Origin of the sequence: Ruminococcus sp. NATIVEDY161 (genome assembly GCF_045819895.1) — a bacterium.
Lineage (GTDB): Bacteria > Bacillota > Clostridia > Oscillospirales > Acutalibacteraceae > Ruminococcoides.
The window spans coordinates 1,432,355-1,447,788 of record NZ_CP162392.1; the positions used below are offsets into that span (position 1 = coordinate 1,432,355).

Here is a 15,434-nt window from a genome sequence, read left to right on the forward strand (position 1 = left end):
GCTTCGCGAGCTAAATGCTGCTTTCGCAGCACTAAAGGAAAAGCTGTCATCTGAATGAATGGCAGCTTTTATAGTTTTAAAATACCGCTTGCGTTAAAAAAATTACCGTTCGGCGCAAATCGCTGGACTTTATTTTTAGCGGTGATATACTGTAACCATCGGAGGTGATTTACTTGAAATTTGAACTTAATGTAAATCCTGATATAGACGAAGCGGTACGCGCCGATGTTCACAGGCGTTCGGATTTTACCGAAAGGCTTGAACAGCTTGTTATGGAGTATAACGGTGACGACAGCATTACCGCCTACGCCGACGGCGAAATAAAAGTATTAAGCTCTAGCGAGCTCGAGTGTGTTACCGTGATTGACGGCAAAACATACGCTATAGACCTCCACGGCAAGCAATATAAAATCCGGTACAGGCTGTATGAGGCGGCTGAGCTTTTACCCTCGTCGTTTATAAAAATCAACAAATCGACCATCGCCAACAAGAAAAGAATTGAACGTTTTTCGGCGGCGTTCAACGGCTCGGTAAACGTGATTTTTAAGAGCGGCTATACCGACTATGTTTCACGGCGTTGCTTTGCCGAAATAAAAAAGGAGTTGAGAAAATGAAACAATTTATAAAAGTATTTTTAAACAGAGGCGCGCTGTTCTGCGGACTCGGTCCGGTGATTATGGCTATTGTTTACATCTTTTTGTCCGCGTCCGGCGTGGTAGAAACCGTCGCCGTCAGCACATTAATCCGCGAGATTTTCACATCAACACTGATGGCGTTTATCGCCGCCGGAATTTCCGCGGTTTATACCGTTGACAGACTCGCGCTTCCGGTTGCAGGGCTTATTCAAGGCTCGGTACTGCTGCTCGATTATCTACTGATTTACCTGCTCAACGGCTGGCTTAAACCCGAACCGCAAATAATCGTACTTTTTATCGTTATTTTCATAGCGGTGTTCGCGGCGATTTGGTTTATCATTTACAAGGTTACCCAAAGGCAGATTTCACGGTTAAATAAAGAGATAATTAATAATTAAAAATCAGCGTAAAAATGAGGGTTCGGTCAAGACCGAACCCTGCATTTATTTTATTAAGTTGATTTTTCAAATTAAATAATATCTACTGAACAAACCCCAATTTCAAACTGCGGAAAAGCAACGCTAATATCTCCGCCCTCAACTTCTCGATCCTCCTCAGATTGAGAAGCAGAACGGACATAGCAATGCTGTGGCAAGTTGTCTCTTTCAGCCTTGTCACTATCATGTCCATGCCGCATTTGCGCTTGGCGAGGCTGAATTTGCGCTCAACCTCGACGCGCTCACACTCATCGATGTAATTCTGTTTTTTGTCGATCTCAGCGTCCTTTTTCGGTCTGCCGAGAGCCGGTCCCGAAAGCCTGATTTTGTGTTGCTTGCAGTATTTCAGGTTCTCGCGCGTGCGATAGATTTTATCGACAAGCACACGCTCGGGATAATGTCCCGTTCGTTCTTTGTACCGCTCAATCATATCTTTCAAGCCCGTGGATTCATTGTAAGCGTCAAAGCTGTGCCTTTCAAGACGCGTCCAGCCATTGCAAACGCTGATGTCGAGCTTCACACCGAACTCCGTCTTTGCCTTGACTTTTCCGCGCACAATAGGGCGGATCCACGGCTGGCTCAGACTGACAATCCTGTCCTTGACGCTTTGGGTGCGGTTGACGTACATTTCTTTCTGCTGCGCGTAGATTGTTTGGATTGTGGAAAACTTTTGCTCAAATTTAGCAGGTAATGCTTTCCCGCCGACAAGCATTTTCTCAATATGACCGATGTTCCTGTTGAGATAGCCAAGCTGCTTTTTGATTGCCTTACGACGTTGCTTTGCCTTTGGCTTACGGATGCGGGCGTAAGAAGTGTAGTCTTTATGCGCTTTCTTACGGTATGTACGGGGCTTTTGCTCGCCTTTGACATGCAGCTCATCAATGATTTTCTCGCTGCACTCGCGGGCTTTGTTGAGTAAGGATACATCCTGCGGATATGAGATCTGCGACGGAGCACAGGTCGCGTCAACGATCATGGTTCCGCTGTTCTTATCATCGTCATCGGATTCGTCTTTGCTCGATTTCTCCTTCTCCTTTTCAAGCTTTGCCTGCTCTGCGGAGATTATCATTTCGTTGATTTCTCCGATGATCTCAGGCGTCAGGCGTTTGCGGAAGTAGACCATCATCGACGGATCAAACGGGGGCTTGCTGTCATCAAAGGCTTTATAGCCGCAAAAGTATTGGAGATACGGATTCTCTTGGATTTGAAGCGGGGTCTCGGCGTCGGAGTAGCCGTACTCGGCTTGGATGATCCTCGCGCCGAGACCAAGGCGCAGTGACTTTGCCACATTGCCCTTCTTGTTAGAGAAAAGCTTCGCGTATTTTTTCTCGATCTCAAGCCACGGAATCGTCTGCGCACGCTTAACCCAACGGTTGCTGTTTTTCAGATTCATGCCTATCGGCTGTCCGAAATCTTCTAAACTTATCTGTCCGTTGTCGAATTTATACATCCCATCATCTCCAAATGCAAGCTTTTTGCGGCTTTTCAGCCGTTTTCCTTGCATTTATTATACCATATTTCGATGATTTTTGCACTGTTTATCGGATGATCGGGATTGTTCAGTTTACATTAAATAGTGCCGAAAATTCTGTCGCCGGCGTCGCCCAGACCCGGGCAGATGTAGGCGTTTTCGTTGAGCTCGCGGTCGAGGTTGCCGACGTAAAGCTGAATGTCGGGGTGAGCCTTCATCAGCGCTTCAACACCCTCGGGAGCGGCGATGATTGACATAAACTTAATCTTTCTGCCGCCGCGCTCCTTAATAAGGCTTACCGCGTCGATAGCCGAGCCGCCTGTCGCGAGCATAGGATCTACAACGACGATTGTACGCTGGTCGATGTTCTCGGGAAGCTTGCAGTAATACTCAACGGGCTTGTGGGTTTCGGGATCGCGGTAAAGACCGATGTGGCCGATTTTCGCAGGGGGTACAAGCGCCAAAATTCCGTTAACCATTCCGAGACCTGCTCTGAGAACAGGCACAACAGCCAAGTTCTTACCGTTGATTACAGGCGACATTGTGTCCTCGATCGGTGTTGAAATGCTGATTTCGGTAGTCTGGAGATCTGACAGAGCCTCGTAGCCCATAAGGATTGCAATTTCCTCAACAACACGGCGAAACTCGTTTGTTCCGGTGCTTTTTTTGCGGAGAATTGAAATTTTATGCTTAATAAGCGGATGAGTCATATATGATACTGACATTTTGAATTTCCTTTCTGTTTCCTTGTTATTTTAAAAATTCTACTATTTTTTCAAACTGCATTGAGTGCGACGCCTTTACAAGCACGGTGTCGCCTTCTTTTATAATTTCGGGAAGGGCTTTTATGAGCTCTTCCTTTGTTTCGTACCATTTGCCGTCAGCGCCGTCCGCAAGCGACTTTGCGAGCGGTCCTGCTGCGAGCACAACGTCGATACCGATTTGCTTTGCGTAAGCGCCTGTGTCAAAATGGAGTTGCAGCTCGTCTGTGCCGAGCTCCTTCATATCGCCCAGAACCGCGACGGTTCTGCCCCTAAAGTTTTTGAGCGTTTCAAGCGACGCCTTAACCGAAGTTGGGTTGGCGTTGTAGCAGTCGTCGATAATTCTGATTTTGCCGTTGTTAATCACATTTGCTCTGCTGCCAACGGTTTTGTAAGCCTCAACGCCGTTTTTAATCTGCTTATCGCTTAAGCCGAGCAGCTTGCCTGCGGCAGCCGCCGCAAGAGCGTTTGACACCATATATGTACCGATTGCCGGAATTATAACGTCAAGCTTTGTATCTCCGAAGCAAAGCTTACAGCTTACGCCGCCCTCGCCGTTGTTCTCGATATTCTCGGCGTAGTAATCGTTTTTGCTGTCAATTCCGAAGAAAACCGGCTTTTTGCCACTGACGTCCGTAATTGTCGACAGCTTATCATCGTCGCCGTTTAGGATAAATTCAGCGCCGTCGCGAGCGTATTTGAACATTTCGGTTTTTGCCTTCATAACGCCGTCGCGGTCACCGAGATTTTCAAGGTGGCAGCAGCCGATAATCGTCAGAACGCAGATTGTGGGCTGAGCCACGCGCGCGAGCCTTGTCATCTCGCCGAAGTCCGAAATTCCCATCTCAATAACCGCCGCCTCGGTATCCTCGGGCATTGAGAGGATTGTGAGCGGTACGCCGAGCTCATTGTTGAGGTTACCCTGTGTTTTGTGGGTTTTGAACCTCTGCGATAAAACCGCGTAGAGCATTTCCTTTGTAGAGGTCTTGCCCACACTGCCCGAAACTCCGACAACCGGAATATCGAACTTTTCGCGGTAAGCCTTGGCGATGTCCTTGACCGCGTTCAGGGTTGAGTCAACCAGGATGTACGGCTTTTTCGGGTTTTCGGGAGCTTTTTCGCAGATTGCGCAGACCGCTCCGCTGTCGTAGCATTTTTCGATAAAATCGTGTCCGTCAACGCGTTCACCCTTAATCGCGAGGAACAGCGAGCCGTCCTTAACCGCGCGGCTGTCACGCTCAACGGAGGTTATCGAGGTGTTTTTCAGGGCTTCTTCGCCCACGTATTTTCCGCCGCAGGAAGCGGCGATTTCCGCAAGTGTAAATTTTTTCATAGTGTTACTCTCCAATGGAGTTATCAGTCTTTTTTGCGTATCTTTCAAGCGAGATTTCGATAATCTTCTCGCACAAATCGGCGTAGCTCATACCCTCGGCAAGAGCCTCCTGCGGCAGCAGGCTTGTCGGAGTCATACCTGGCAGGGTATTCGCTTCAAGGCAGTAGGGATTGCCGAATTTATCGAGGATAAAGTCCACGCGCGCGTAGCTGCTCAGGTGTAGTGCGTCGTAGGTTGCAACCGCCGCGTCGCGCATCGCCTTGTCCTCAGCCTCTGTGATGTCGGCAGGGCAAACCTCTTTTGCCGCGCCTGCCTGATACTTTGTTCTGTAGTCGTAAAAGCCGCCCTCGGGGATAATCTCAATCGGCGGAAGGGCTCTGCCGCCCAAAAGTCCGACGGAGAATTCTCTGCCGACAACGTACTGCTCAACGACAATCTCTGTTTCGCCGTAGCAGAAAGCGTCCTTAACCGACTGAGCGTAATCGGACGGAGTATGTACAATGGTAATTCCCACGCTTGAACCGCCCGAGCAGGGCTTTACAACGCAGGGAAAAATATTCCATTTCATGGCTTCCTCGGGAGAATTGAAAATCTCTCCTCTGGGGGTAAGAACCTTGTTTTGAATAAGTACGCTTTTGGTAAGTCCCTTGTTCATGGCAAGTGCCGAACCGAGATAGCCCGAGCCCGTGTACCTGATACCGAGCAAATCAAACGCCGCCTGAATTTGTCCGTTTTCTCCCTCGCCGCCGTGGAGCGCGAGGAAGGTGATGTCGGCAAAGCTGCAAATGTCAACAACATTTTCGCCCAAATAGCGGTCGGATTTATCGCGGCGATTCTCCTTAATCTCGTCAATATCGGAGATTGTCTCGCCAACCTTAATTCCGTCGGTAAAGCTGTAGTTTTGCTCAAACAGCTCGTCAACATCCAAAATGTCCTTTTCATAGCCTGTGAATACGTCGAGCAAAACGACCTGATGGCCTTTTTCTCTGAGTGCGGAGGCAACCAAAAGTCCCGACGAAATTGAAACGTCGCGTTCGGTGCTCAGTCCTCCTGCAAGAACAACTATTCTCATAAATATCCTCTCCTTATTCACCGATAATTTTAATCAGCACGTGCTTGCTGCGTTTGCCGTCAAGCTCATAATAAAAAATCTGTTCCCAAGTGCCGAAGTCAAGCTTGCCGTTTGTCACGGCGCACACAACCTCTCTGCCCATTACGGTGCGCTTGAGGTGAGCGTCGGCGTTGTCCTCAAAGCCGTTGTGAGCGTACTGGCTGTAGGGCTTTTCGGGAGCGAGCTTTTCAAGCCAGCGCTCGTAGTCGCTGTGAAGTCCGCTCTCGTCGTCGTTGATAAAAACCGACGCGGTGATGTTCATTGCGTTAACCAGCACAAGACCTTCCTTGATTCCGCTTTCGTCAATCGCCTTTTGAACATCCTCGGTAATGCGCACGATTTTGCGCCTTGCCGGAATATTAAACCACAATTCCTTGCGATAGCTTTTCATAATTTACCTCTAAAACACAAATCCGTTGTAGCCCCAGAGAGCGACTTCCTCAAACTTTACGTAACAACAGTCGGGCGAAACGCCTGCTTCTTCATCAAGGATTTCGCAAATCCGCTGAGTCAGCTTTGTGTAACTGTCCTTATCGGATTTTCCGAAGATTTTGACCTCTACCATAGCAATTCCGCAGTCGGTATCGCGGTGGAACATCATTGAGATTTCATCCTCAAGTGCGAGCATAAGGTAACGGTCGCTTTTGCCCGGGATAAGGCTGATTGCGTCGCTGAGCTTATTTTCAATTTCCTGCTTTTTCTGAGCAGAAACGCTCTTGTTTGTCTTTACGTTGATAAACGGCATATGTACACCTCTTAATCTATATTAACATTTAACTTTTATTATAATATTTTTGCGGTGTGTTTGCAAGCTATTTGGCGTATTTTTTAGGCTCGGTCTCATAAACATTGTTGCCTCTGCTGTCAATCGCCACAATGCATGGAAAATCCTCTACCGTGTAGCGCCTGATTGCCTCGGTCCCCAAATCCTCGTAGCACAAAAGCTCCTCGCTTTTTATGCTCTTGGCAATAAGCGCCGCCGCTCCGCCGATAGCCGCGAAGTAAACGCAGTTGTTCTTGACAATTGAGTCGATTACCGCCTGATTACGCGCTCCCTTGCCTATCATTCCTTTAAGCCCCAAGTCGAGAAGGGCAGGAGCGTATTTGTCCATACGGTAGCTCGATGTCGGGCCTGCGGGACCTACGGCAAAGCCGGGCTTTGCAGGCGCAGGACCTACGTAATAGATTAGCTCTCCCTTGATGTCAACGGGCAGCTCCTCGCCCTTTTCAATCAGCTCAAAAAGCCTTTTGTGGGCGGCATCTCTGCCTGTAATAATTGTGCCTGTCAGCAGAACGCTGTCGCCTGCGTTAAGGTTCTTTATATCCTCGTCCGTAATAGGAAGATTAATTTTTTTAGTCACAGCTTTACCCCCTTAAATTTCAGCGCTCGCGTGACGCGCCGCGTGACAGCAAATGTTAACCGCTACGGGCATTCCTGCGATGTGCGTGGGCGAGGTCTCGATATTTACGCCGATTGCGGTTGTATTTCCGCCCAAGCCTGCAGGACCGAAGCCCATTTTGTTAATCTCAGCGAGAAGCTCGCGCTCCATTTCGGCGTAGCGCTCATCTGTATTTTCGGTATTTATCGGGCGGAAGGTCGCCTTTTTCGCAAGCTGAGCCGCGCGTTCAAAAGTTCCGCCGATTCCCACGCCGACAACAATCGGAGGACAGGGGTTAGGGCCTGCCGCTCTCACGGTGTCGAGGATAAACTGCTTTACGCCCTCTACGCCGTACGACGGAGTGAGCATTTTTATCGCGGACATATTTTCACTACCGAAGCCCTTACCGCCTGCGGTGATTTTTATTTTATCTCCGCTGACGATTTTTGTGTGGATAATCGCAGGGGTATTGTCCTTTGTATTAACGCGGTCAAAGACCGGATCGCTTACCACGCTTTTGCGCAGGTAGCCGTCGCGGTACGCCTGACGGACGCCCTCGTTAACCGCCTCGTCAAAGCTTCCGTCCTCGACAAAAACCTTGTCGCCGTACTCGACAAAAAGCACCGCCATTCCGGTATCCTGACAAAGCGGAATTTCCTCCTTTGCCGCCAAAATATCATTCTCTATAATCTGGTCGAGCACGCTTTTGCCGACAGGCGACTGCTCATTTTCCTTTGCGGTTTTAAGCGCTGATAAAATATCGTCACCGATGAAATAATTGCAGTCCATAAACAGCTTTTTAACCGCCGAGATAATCTCGCTACAGGTTACTTTTCTCGCTTCCATATTATACTCCCTTTTAATTTAAATTATCATACCGTTCTATTATAAAACTTTTTTAATGGTATTTCAATATCAAATAATTTATGATATACTATAAAAAACACCGAAAGCACATATATTCGTCACATTTGGGGTGTATGGTTACAATAGGAGGGATATGTATGCCTAAAATTTTAGTTGTTGACGACGAATTCAGAATAAGACAGATTATACGCAAATACGCCGAGTTTGAGGGCTACGAGGTTGACGAGGCTGTCGACGGTATGCAGGCGATTGAGGTGTGCCGCAAGAACACCTACGACCTGATTATCATGGATGTTATGATGCCCGAGCTCGACGGTTTTTCCGCCTGCAGAGAAATCAGAAAGTTCTGCAAAACTCCGATTATTATGCTCTCGGCACGCGGCGAGGAGTACGACAAAATCCACGGCTTTGAGCTTGGCTCGGACGACTACGTTGTAAAGCCGTTTTCGCCAAAGGAGCTTATGATGCGCGTTGCGGCGGTTATTAAGCGCTCGAGCGCAGGCACTGCCGAAAAGGAACGCGACGTTTACACCTACAAGGGACTTGTAATTGACTTCTCCGCGAGAATTGTCACCGTTGACGGTCAGCGCGTAGAGATGACGCCGAAGGAATATGAACTGCTGTTCTATATGGTTCGCAACAAAGGCCTTGCCCTGACAAGAGAAAGCCTTATCAGTGAGGTTTGGGGCTACGACTTTTTCGGAGATGAAAGAACCCTTGACACTCACATCAAGCTGCTGAGGAAAAGCCTCGGTGATTACAGCAAATGTATAGTTACCTTGCGAGGGGTGGGTTACAGGTTTGAGGAAATATAACAGAAAGTATTGGCCGCTGCACATAAAGCTGCTTGGTTACTTTTTACTGTTCGGCGCAATCATTTTGGTTGTACTGTGGGTTTTCCAGACGTTTTTGCTCAAGCCCTACTACACCGCCTCAAAAACGCGAAACGTTGAGCAGAGCGCAACGCGGATTTCGCAGTCCATTGAACAGAACAAAAACGTCTGGACGACAATTGACAACGTAGCGAGCAGCAATTCGCTCTCGGTTTATGTTTACGACTCGGGCGCAGGGCTGTTAAAAAGTCTGTACCAGTGCACCTATGATGTACCTGCAAACGAGCTGCTCATTGAGGAGCACGAGATTTACTCCTATTACCGCAACGCCAAAAACAACGGCGGTTCATATATTTCGGTCGATACAAACAGCGTGTCGGATATCGCCAGGCGCAAGCTCGATATGCTCAGGCAGGCGTTCTCAGGTGCAACAGGGGACAGCGCAAACGCGGACGTTCACTACCGCGCGCAAACCGAGGCTTCGTCCGAAAGCCTTGTATGCGCTAACGTAATAACGCGCGACGACGGCAGCGAGCGGTTTTTGCTGATTACGTCGTCGATTACTCCGCTGAGTAATACGATCGACATTATGCGCGGTCAGCTCACATGGGTTACATTTGTGTTTGTTGTTCTGTCGATTATCTTCTCGCTCTACGCGAGCCATAGAATTGCAAAGCCGATTTCAAAGACAAACAGCGCGGCTAAGGAGCTCGCGAAAAAGAACTACGAGGTTGACTTTAACGCACGCGGTTATCTTGAGGTTGAGGAGCTTAACGAGACGCTTAACTACGCCAAGACCGAGCTCGCCGCTACCGAAAAGCTCCAGCGCGAGCTTATCGCGAATATCTCTCACGACCTGAGAACTCCGCTGACGATGATTACCGGCTACGGCGAGGTTATGCGCGACTTGCCGGGCGAAAATACGCCTGAAAATATACAGATTATCATCGACGAGGCGACGAGGCTCTCCACCCTTGTAAACGATTTGCTCGACCTGTCAAAGCTCCAGTCGGGAGCGTTACAGGCTGAGAAAAAGACCTTCTGCCTGACCGACAGCATTAGCGCGATTTTCGCGAGATATTCAAAGCTTGTCGAGCAGGACGGCTACAACATTATCTTTGAGCCGAAGGAAAACGTTTACATCAACGCCGACGAGCTGAGGATTTCACAGGTAATTTACAACCTTGTCAACAACGCCGTTAACCATGTAGGCGAGGACAAGACCGTTATTGTCAGCCAAACCGTTAAATCGGGCAAGGTTCGGGTTGAAGTTACCGACCACGGCGAGGGTATTCCTGCTGACAAGCTCGAGTATATCTGGGACAGATATTACAAGGTCGACAAGGAGCACAAACGCGGAGTTATCGGCTCGGGACTCGGACTTTCGATCGTCAAGAGCATTTTGGACGCTCACAACGCACACTACGGCGTGCGCAGTACCCCCGGTAAGGGAAGTACGTTCTGGTTTGAAACCGAGGTTGAATCCGTTAAGAAAATCAAAAAGGACGAATAAAATTAACTGCCGTTTCGTGAAACCGCGGAATGGCAGTTTTTGTTTTATATTTTTAAAATTTCTTGTCGAATAGTGTTGTTTTTACTTCTCATATGATGTATAATTAGTATATATATGTACTAAAATGGAGGAGCAGGCTTATGCGCGGTCGCGGAAAGAACGGTTTACAAGACGTCGATATGTTCGGTGACGACATATACAGCAGTCAAAACCGTGCCGAAAAAGCTAAGGGCAAAAGCAAAAAACGCGTGCCGAAAAGCACACGCACAAAAGCCCGTGAAAAACGGATGCGCCTGCTCAGAAACCGTGCGGTTCTGATTATCGCAGGCGTGGTAATTCTCGCTCTGCTCGTGGTTTTGTTCACCGTGATGTTCAAGGGCTGCGGAAACTCGCCGAGCAAAGTCGTGAACGTTTCAACCGAGACAAAGTTCAAGCAGGAAGCGCGGAAAGCCACCCCGTCGGAGGCAACGCCGAACGGCGGTTCAAGCTCAGGCGGCGAGAGCAAAAAGAGCGCGTCCTCATTTAAAACCCCGAATATCACCGACGACAACAGTCCTGCCGAGGTTTACGGCGAGTGCTGCGTTTGGAACAGCACCGGATTTTTGAGATTTGTGCCCGACCAGGGAAGCGCAGAGGCTTACGCCTCGGCTGTCAACAGCCTTGCCGAGCAAGCTCCGTCGGTTAACTTCTACAATATGGTTGTTCCGAGCAGCACCGAGCTGTGTCTGCCCGACAGGCTTAAAACAGGCGACTTCACAACATCATCTCAGGCTGAGTTTATCACCTCGGTTAACAATGCGCTTAGCGATAAAGTAAAATCTGTCAACGCTTACGATTCTTTGGTTGACCACAACAACGATTACATATACTATAAATCGGACGACAACTGGACAGACCTCGGCGCATACTACGGCTACGACGCGTTTGCCAAGGCAACCGGACAAACTCCGCTTGACCTTGCAAACTGCGAGGACAAGACGATTGAGGGCTTCTACGGAAGCTACTCACTCTACACCGCCGTTCCCGGCGAGGATACGGTTCATTACCGAGTTCTTCCGTATGAGGCTCCGATGGACGTAACAGACCAAAACGGCGTGTCGTATACAAACCCGAGCCCATATTACGAGGCGGCAACCTCGGGCTCATTCACCTACGGTGTATTCCTCGTGGGCGACAATCCGCTGTGCGTAATCCGTTCAAGCTCTCCGGCGGCTCAAAAGGACAAAAAGCTTTTGGTTGTCAAGGAGGACTACGGCGACGCTATTGCACCCTACCTCAGCTACAACTACGGCGAGGTTCATGTTATCGACTACCGTTATTTTGACAGTATGGGAATGAAATTCTCTGACTACTGCTCGCAAAACGGAATTACGGACGTACTTGTTATCAACGACGTCAAGAGCGCCGGTTCACAAACGCAAATCGGCTCGTTATCAGCCATTTAATTTTCAGAAAGGAGGCGGCAGAAATGATTGCGGAAAATGTTAAGATTTCTATTTTCGGAAATATCAGCGACAACCTGTATTCGGCTCGCGTGAGCACGGACGGTTCGGCTTCGACAAAAAGCGCATACTTTGTTACGCGCAAGGGCGCTGACGAATATTTTGACGGAATCGTTGTGGCTGTCGCTGAATTTGAAGGGCTTACCGGGGAGCGTATGATTGTCGCGCGTTACGGCGATATTTACTACGAGCCTGAGCTCAGACGGATACTTTCAAAATTAAAAAATATAAAGCTGAAATCAATCCGCTGTCTTTACGAAAAATCCTGCGGAGCGATTATTTTCTACAAGACCAAGCAGAACACAAAAATCCTGCTTGTTAAGAACAACAACGGCAGGTACTGGAGCTTTCCGAAGGGACATATCGAGGAAGGCGAAACCGAACAGGAAACCGCCATCCGCGAGATTAAGGAGGAGACCGGTCTCGACGTTACAATCACCCCGGGCTTCCGCGAAATCAGCGAGTACTGCCCGTTCGGCAAAATCCGCAAGAGGGTGGTGTTCTTCCTCGCCAGAGCGTTCACAGACAACGTTGTTATTCAGGAGGAGGAAATCGACAGCTACATCTGGGTTGACCTTCAGCAGGCGCGTAAGATGTGCACCTACGACAACGATTTGAGAATTATCGAAAAGGCAGAGCTTACGATCCACCTGATGAAGCCGTAAAATTATAATAGTTTAGGAGCCGTCTGCATACTCTTTATGTGAGTGTGAGACGACTCCGTTTTTATTATTTTATTGTAGGGTTCAGTCGAGACTGAACCGCGGTCAAGCACTGAACATTTAGTGTTCAATCTGCGGTTTGGTCAAGACCAAACCCTACATTTTTATTTAAGGAATATGCGTGTATGTATTTGAGTTTTAAAATAGCTTTTCCTTTTGTTTTTGATTATTTGAATACTATGCTTTTTACGCTTGAATACGGCTGGCTGACTGTAGCCCCGACAGGACGAACCTGAACATAGTACAGTGCTCCGCGCTGAGCATTCAAAATCGGATAATACAGGTTGGTTGTGACAGCTGACGACCAGCCTTTATCTGTTGACTTTTTATAATATACAATATATCTGATTGCGCCGCGGATTGAGTTCCATGTAACGCGGATTCCGTTTGATTTGTTTGACAGCGTTACTGTAGGAGCAACCAAAGTGGGAACGGATTTTGTTGACGACCACGCGCCGTAAGCGGTTCCGCTGTTTGTCGTCTGATACATAGCGCGAACCTGATAAGTATAGGCGATTCCGCCTACCGCGTTCTTCTCAATTAACGACGGTGTTGTTGTATAAAGATAAGTGTACGCTTTGTCGCCCGATTTAAGACGCGCGATTTGATACTTGTTCGCCCCCGGAACGGCATTCCATTTTAAGGTATTGTTGCCGTTATATACAAGTGAAGTTATATTAACTCTTGACAGATATGTCATCGTTTTTACTTTTGAGTAATTACCCTTAACGCCGTTCGCACCTATTGACTGAACCTGAACGTAATAGTATTTACCCGAGCCTACATTTGTGATGGTGGCTCTGGTTGAGGTTGTTGAAAAACTCGACCATCCTGTTGACGCGGTTTTGTAATACACAACGTATGACTGAGCGTTTGCAACCTTGCCCCAAGCGACATCAAGACCGCTTACTCCGTTAGCCACGCTGATTGTTGGCGCGGCGGGAGCTGAATTATAGTTATTTATTTCACTAATGATTTTTGATTTATTACTGCAATTTTTACTTGTTAGCATTAACGCTTTGCTTTTGTCAAATATAGAAGATAGTTTACTTTCATACTGTTGTTGACTAACATATCCTTGTTGTTGAACTGCTGTCAAATTCTTTTGCCAGTTGTTAGTCATGGAAGTTTTATACTTATAAGTTTTTTTATAGGTGTCTACGTAACGTAAGCCAAAAAACAATGTAGTAATTTTACCAGGTTGAAGATTATTTCCATTAAATTGATAAACTACGTCTGTATATGCTCCCATTCTGCCAGAGCTGTCCAGTATTTTATTTCCATATATCATTCTGCATCCATCACCCCCAAATGTTGTCAATGAATCTAACCTGCCGGTATTAAATCCATCGTATCCAAACGTCAGTAATGTACCGCCATAAAACCCCCAATGCGAATCAACAATTAATTCAGGGATTCCATTTTGATCAAAGTCATATAGCTTAAAATCAATACCATCTCCATATTTTTTTATCATCTCATCGTTTTTAATATAATTAATATAAGCCGTTTTCCATGCCGGTACAGCCGCGCCTGCCTGAATCGGCACAATTGCAAACAACGATGCAATAATAATTGCCGATAATAAAATTGATAGTGTTCTTTTGACTTGTTTTTTCATAAAATGTTCCTCCTTTTTTGAACATATATTTTATTACAACTATTATAGCCAGAATACGGGCTACTGTCAACAATCGAACAATAATTTATACTAAAATCACAAGAAAAGTAAATAATAATTGTAAACTTTTCAAGGACTTTCTTATGATTTTATATGACAAGCTTTGGCAAACGCTCAAAGAAAAAAACATATCTCAATATAAGCTTATTAAAACCTATCACATCAGCACGGGTCAGCTTGACCGTCTGCGAAAAAACGGCAACGTAAGCACATATACGCTCAATCAGCTTTGCGAGATTTTGGACTGCGATTTATTTGACATAATTGAATACAGAAAAGACTGAAAGCAGAGATATTCAACCGCGAATAGCTCTGCTTTTATAAATTTATCTTGCAATAAATTGCTTTATGTTGTAAAATTAGAATATAATAATTTTTGCTTTAAGGAGGATACTATGTCCAAGGAATATAAAATCAGAACCAAAAACAAAAACGTGTTCCTGCGCGTCAGAAAAGGACACTTTGCAACAATGCACAGCCACATCAACTACTACATCGACGTTACAACCCAAAAAACAAGACTTTCGGAGGCGAGCGCCGTTGCCAAAGAGATGGTATCCGCCTACCGCGCGAGGACGATTGTTGACACAATCCTCTGCCTTGACGGCACCGAGGTTATCGGCGCTTGCGTTGCCGAGGAGCTTACGAGGGACGACTTTATTAACCTCAACGCCCACCAGACGATTTACGTTATCTCGCCCGAGTTTATCGGCGGAGGTCAGATGATTTTCCGCGACAATCTTGTTCCGATGCTCGCAAACAAGCACGTGCTGATTTTGGCGGCTTCGGTGACAACCGGCAAAAGCGCGCTTGCGGCAATTGACGCGATTAACTACTACGGCGGACATATCGTTGGAATTTCGTCGATTTTCGCAACCGTTAACGAGTGCGACGGCCACCCGGTTCACTCTATCTTTAATCCGCACGATTTGGGAGATTACCAGAGCTTTAAGCCCCACCAGTGCCCGATTTGCCAAAGAGGCGAGAAAATTGAGGCGCTTGTTAACAGCTACGGATACTCCGCACTGTGATAATATTAATAAATTTGGGGTTTGCTATTGACAAACCCCATTTTTTAATATATAATAACAAATGCTGATTTCAGCGAATATGGCGGAATAGCTCAGCTGGCTAGAGCATTCGGTTCATACCCGAAGTGTCGTAGGTTCAAGTCCTATTTCCGCTACCA

At 47.2% G+C, this 15,434-nt stretch carries 17 protein-coding genes and 1 tRNA gene; 9 read left to right on the top strand and 9 right to left on the bottom strand.

Going from position 1 to position 15,434, the window contains the following annotated elements; genetic code table 11:
* Window positions 1-173: 173 nt before the first annotated feature.
* Window positions 174-614 carry a LytTR family DNA-binding domain-containing protein gene (locus AB1I50_RS06810; RefSeq protein WP_407723295.1) on the top strand — a complete coding sequence of 147 codons (441 nt, stop codon included), beginning with the start codon at window positions 174-176 and terminating at the stop codon, window positions 612-614.
* Window positions 611-1,033, top strand: coding sequence for a DUF3021 family protein (locus AB1I50_RS06815; protein ID WP_407723296.1), 423 nt, complete (start codon window positions 611-613; stop codon window positions 1,031-1,033). Before AB1I50_RS06810 ends, AB1I50_RS06815 begins: the two co-directional genes overlap by 4 nt.
* 82 nt (window positions 1,034-1,115) lie before the next feature.
* Here AB1I50_RS06815 and AB1I50_RS06820 read toward each other — a convergent pair whose 3' ends face one another.
* The 8 genes from AB1I50_RS06820 to AB1I50_RS06855 form a co-directional block, all read right to left on the bottom strand.
* Window positions 1,116-2,522 carry an IS5 family transposase gene (locus AB1I50_RS06820; RefSeq protein ID WP_407725308.1) on the bottom strand — a complete coding sequence of 469 codons (1,407 nt, stop codon included), beginning with the start codon at window positions 2,520-2,522 and terminating at the stop codon, window positions 1,116-1,118.
* Window positions 2,523-2,641: 119 nt separating this feature from the next.
* The gene (gene upp / locus AB1I50_RS06825; RefSeq protein ID WP_407723297.1) at window positions 2,642-3,268 is read right to left on the bottom strand and encodes a uracil phosphoribosyltransferase; all 627 of its coding nucleotides are present in this window, start codon (window positions 3,266-3,268) and stop codon (window positions 2,642-2,644) included.
* A gap of 25 nt (window positions 3,269-3,293) precedes the next feature.
* A complete protein-coding gene (gene murF, locus AB1I50_RS06830; protein WP_407723298.1) occupies window positions 3,294-4,637 on the bottom strand; it encodes a UDP-N-acetylmuramoyl-tripeptide--D-alanyl-D-alanine ligase in 1,344 nt (447 codons plus the stop codon).
* 4 nt (window positions 4,638-4,641) lie between these two features.
* Window positions 4,642-5,709, bottom strand: coding sequence for a D-alanine--D-alanine ligase family protein (locus AB1I50_RS06835; RefSeq protein WP_407723299.1), 1,068 nt, complete (start codon window positions 5,707-5,709; stop codon window positions 4,642-4,644).
* A gap of 13 nt (window positions 5,710-5,722) precedes the next feature.
* Entirely contained in the window at window positions 5,723-6,139 is a 417-nt protein-coding gene (locus AB1I50_RS06840; protein ID WP_407723300.1) for a secondary thiamine-phosphate synthase enzyme YjbQ, read from the bottom strand.
* Between the two features lie 9 nt (window positions 6,140-6,148).
* Window positions 6,149-6,493: a phenylpyruvate tautomerase MIF-related protein gene (locus tag AB1I50_RS06845; protein WP_407723301.1), complete on the bottom strand. Its 345-nt coding sequence runs from the start codon at window positions 6,491-6,493 to the stop codon at window positions 6,149-6,151.
* A 67-nt stretch (window positions 6,494-6,560) separates the two neighbouring features.
* Window positions 6,561-7,109, bottom strand: coding sequence for a Fe-S-containing hydro-lyase (locus tag AB1I50_RS06850; RefSeq protein ID WP_407723302.1), 549 nt, complete (start codon window positions 7,107-7,109; stop codon window positions 6,561-6,563).
* A 12-nt stretch (window positions 7,110-7,121) separates the two neighbouring features.
* Window positions 7,122-7,973: a fumarate hydratase gene (locus AB1I50_RS06855; RefSeq protein WP_407723303.1), complete on the bottom strand. Its 852-nt coding sequence runs from the start codon at window positions 7,971-7,973 to the stop codon at window positions 7,122-7,124.
* A gap of 158 nt (window positions 7,974-8,131) precedes the next feature.
* Between AB1I50_RS06855 and AB1I50_RS06860 the strand changes: the two genes are divergently transcribed.
* The 4 genes from AB1I50_RS06860 to AB1I50_RS06875 all read left to right on the top strand — a co-directional run bounded on the left by AB1I50_RS06860 (window position 8,132) and on the right by AB1I50_RS06875 (window position 12,507).
* Window positions 8,132-8,809 (top strand): response regulator transcription factor, encoded by a 678-nt coding sequence (locus tag AB1I50_RS06860; protein WP_407723304.1) that lies wholly within the window; start codon window positions 8,132-8,134, stop codon window positions 8,807-8,809.
* The gene (locus AB1I50_RS06865; RefSeq protein WP_407723305.1) at window positions 8,796-10,340 is read left to right on the top strand and encodes a sensor histidine kinase; all 1,545 of its coding nucleotides are present in this window, start codon (window positions 8,796-8,798) and stop codon (window positions 10,338-10,340) included. Before AB1I50_RS06860 ends, AB1I50_RS06865 begins: the two co-directional genes overlap by 14 nt.
* 140 nt (window positions 10,341-10,480) lie before the next feature.
* Window positions 10,481-11,785, top strand: coding sequence for a DHHW family protein (locus tag AB1I50_RS06870; RefSeq protein ID WP_407723306.1), 1,305 nt, complete (start codon window positions 10,481-10,483; stop codon window positions 11,783-11,785).
* A 23-nt stretch (window positions 11,786-11,808) separates the two neighbouring features.
* Window positions 11,809-12,507: a bis(5'-nucleosyl)-tetraphosphatase gene (locus AB1I50_RS06875; RefSeq protein WP_407723307.1), complete on the top strand. Its 699-nt coding sequence runs from the start codon at window positions 11,809-11,811 to the stop codon at window positions 12,505-12,507.
* Between the two features lie 223 nt (window positions 12,508-12,730).
* On the opposite strand, the gene AB1I50_RS06880 is transcribed toward AB1I50_RS06875, so the two are convergent.
* Window positions 12,731-13,486 (bottom strand): hypothetical protein, encoded by a 756-nt coding sequence (locus AB1I50_RS06880; RefSeq protein ID WP_407723308.1) that lies wholly within the window; start codon window positions 13,484-13,486, stop codon window positions 12,731-12,733.
* Window positions 13,487-14,328: 842 nt separating this feature from the next.
* Between AB1I50_RS06880 and AB1I50_RS06885 the strand changes: the two genes are divergently transcribed.
* The 3 genes from AB1I50_RS06885 (at window position 14,329) to AB1I50_RS06895 (ending at window position 15,434) form a co-directional block, all read left to right on the top strand.
* On the top strand, window positions 14,329-14,529 hold the full coding sequence (locus AB1I50_RS06885; protein ID WP_407723309.1) for a helix-turn-helix domain-containing protein: 201 nt from the start codon (window positions 14,329-14,331) through the stop codon (window positions 14,527-14,529).
* A 111-nt stretch (window positions 14,530-14,640) separates the two neighbouring features.
* The gene (locus AB1I50_RS06890; RefSeq protein ID WP_407723310.1) at window positions 14,641-15,276 is read left to right on the top strand and encodes a type I phosphoribosyltransferase; all 636 of its coding nucleotides are present in this window, start codon (window positions 14,641-14,643) and stop codon (window positions 15,274-15,276) included.
* A gap of 81 nt (window positions 15,277-15,357) precedes the next feature.
* Window positions 15,358-15,434: transfer RNA gene (locus AB1I50_RS06895), tRNA-Met, on the top strand.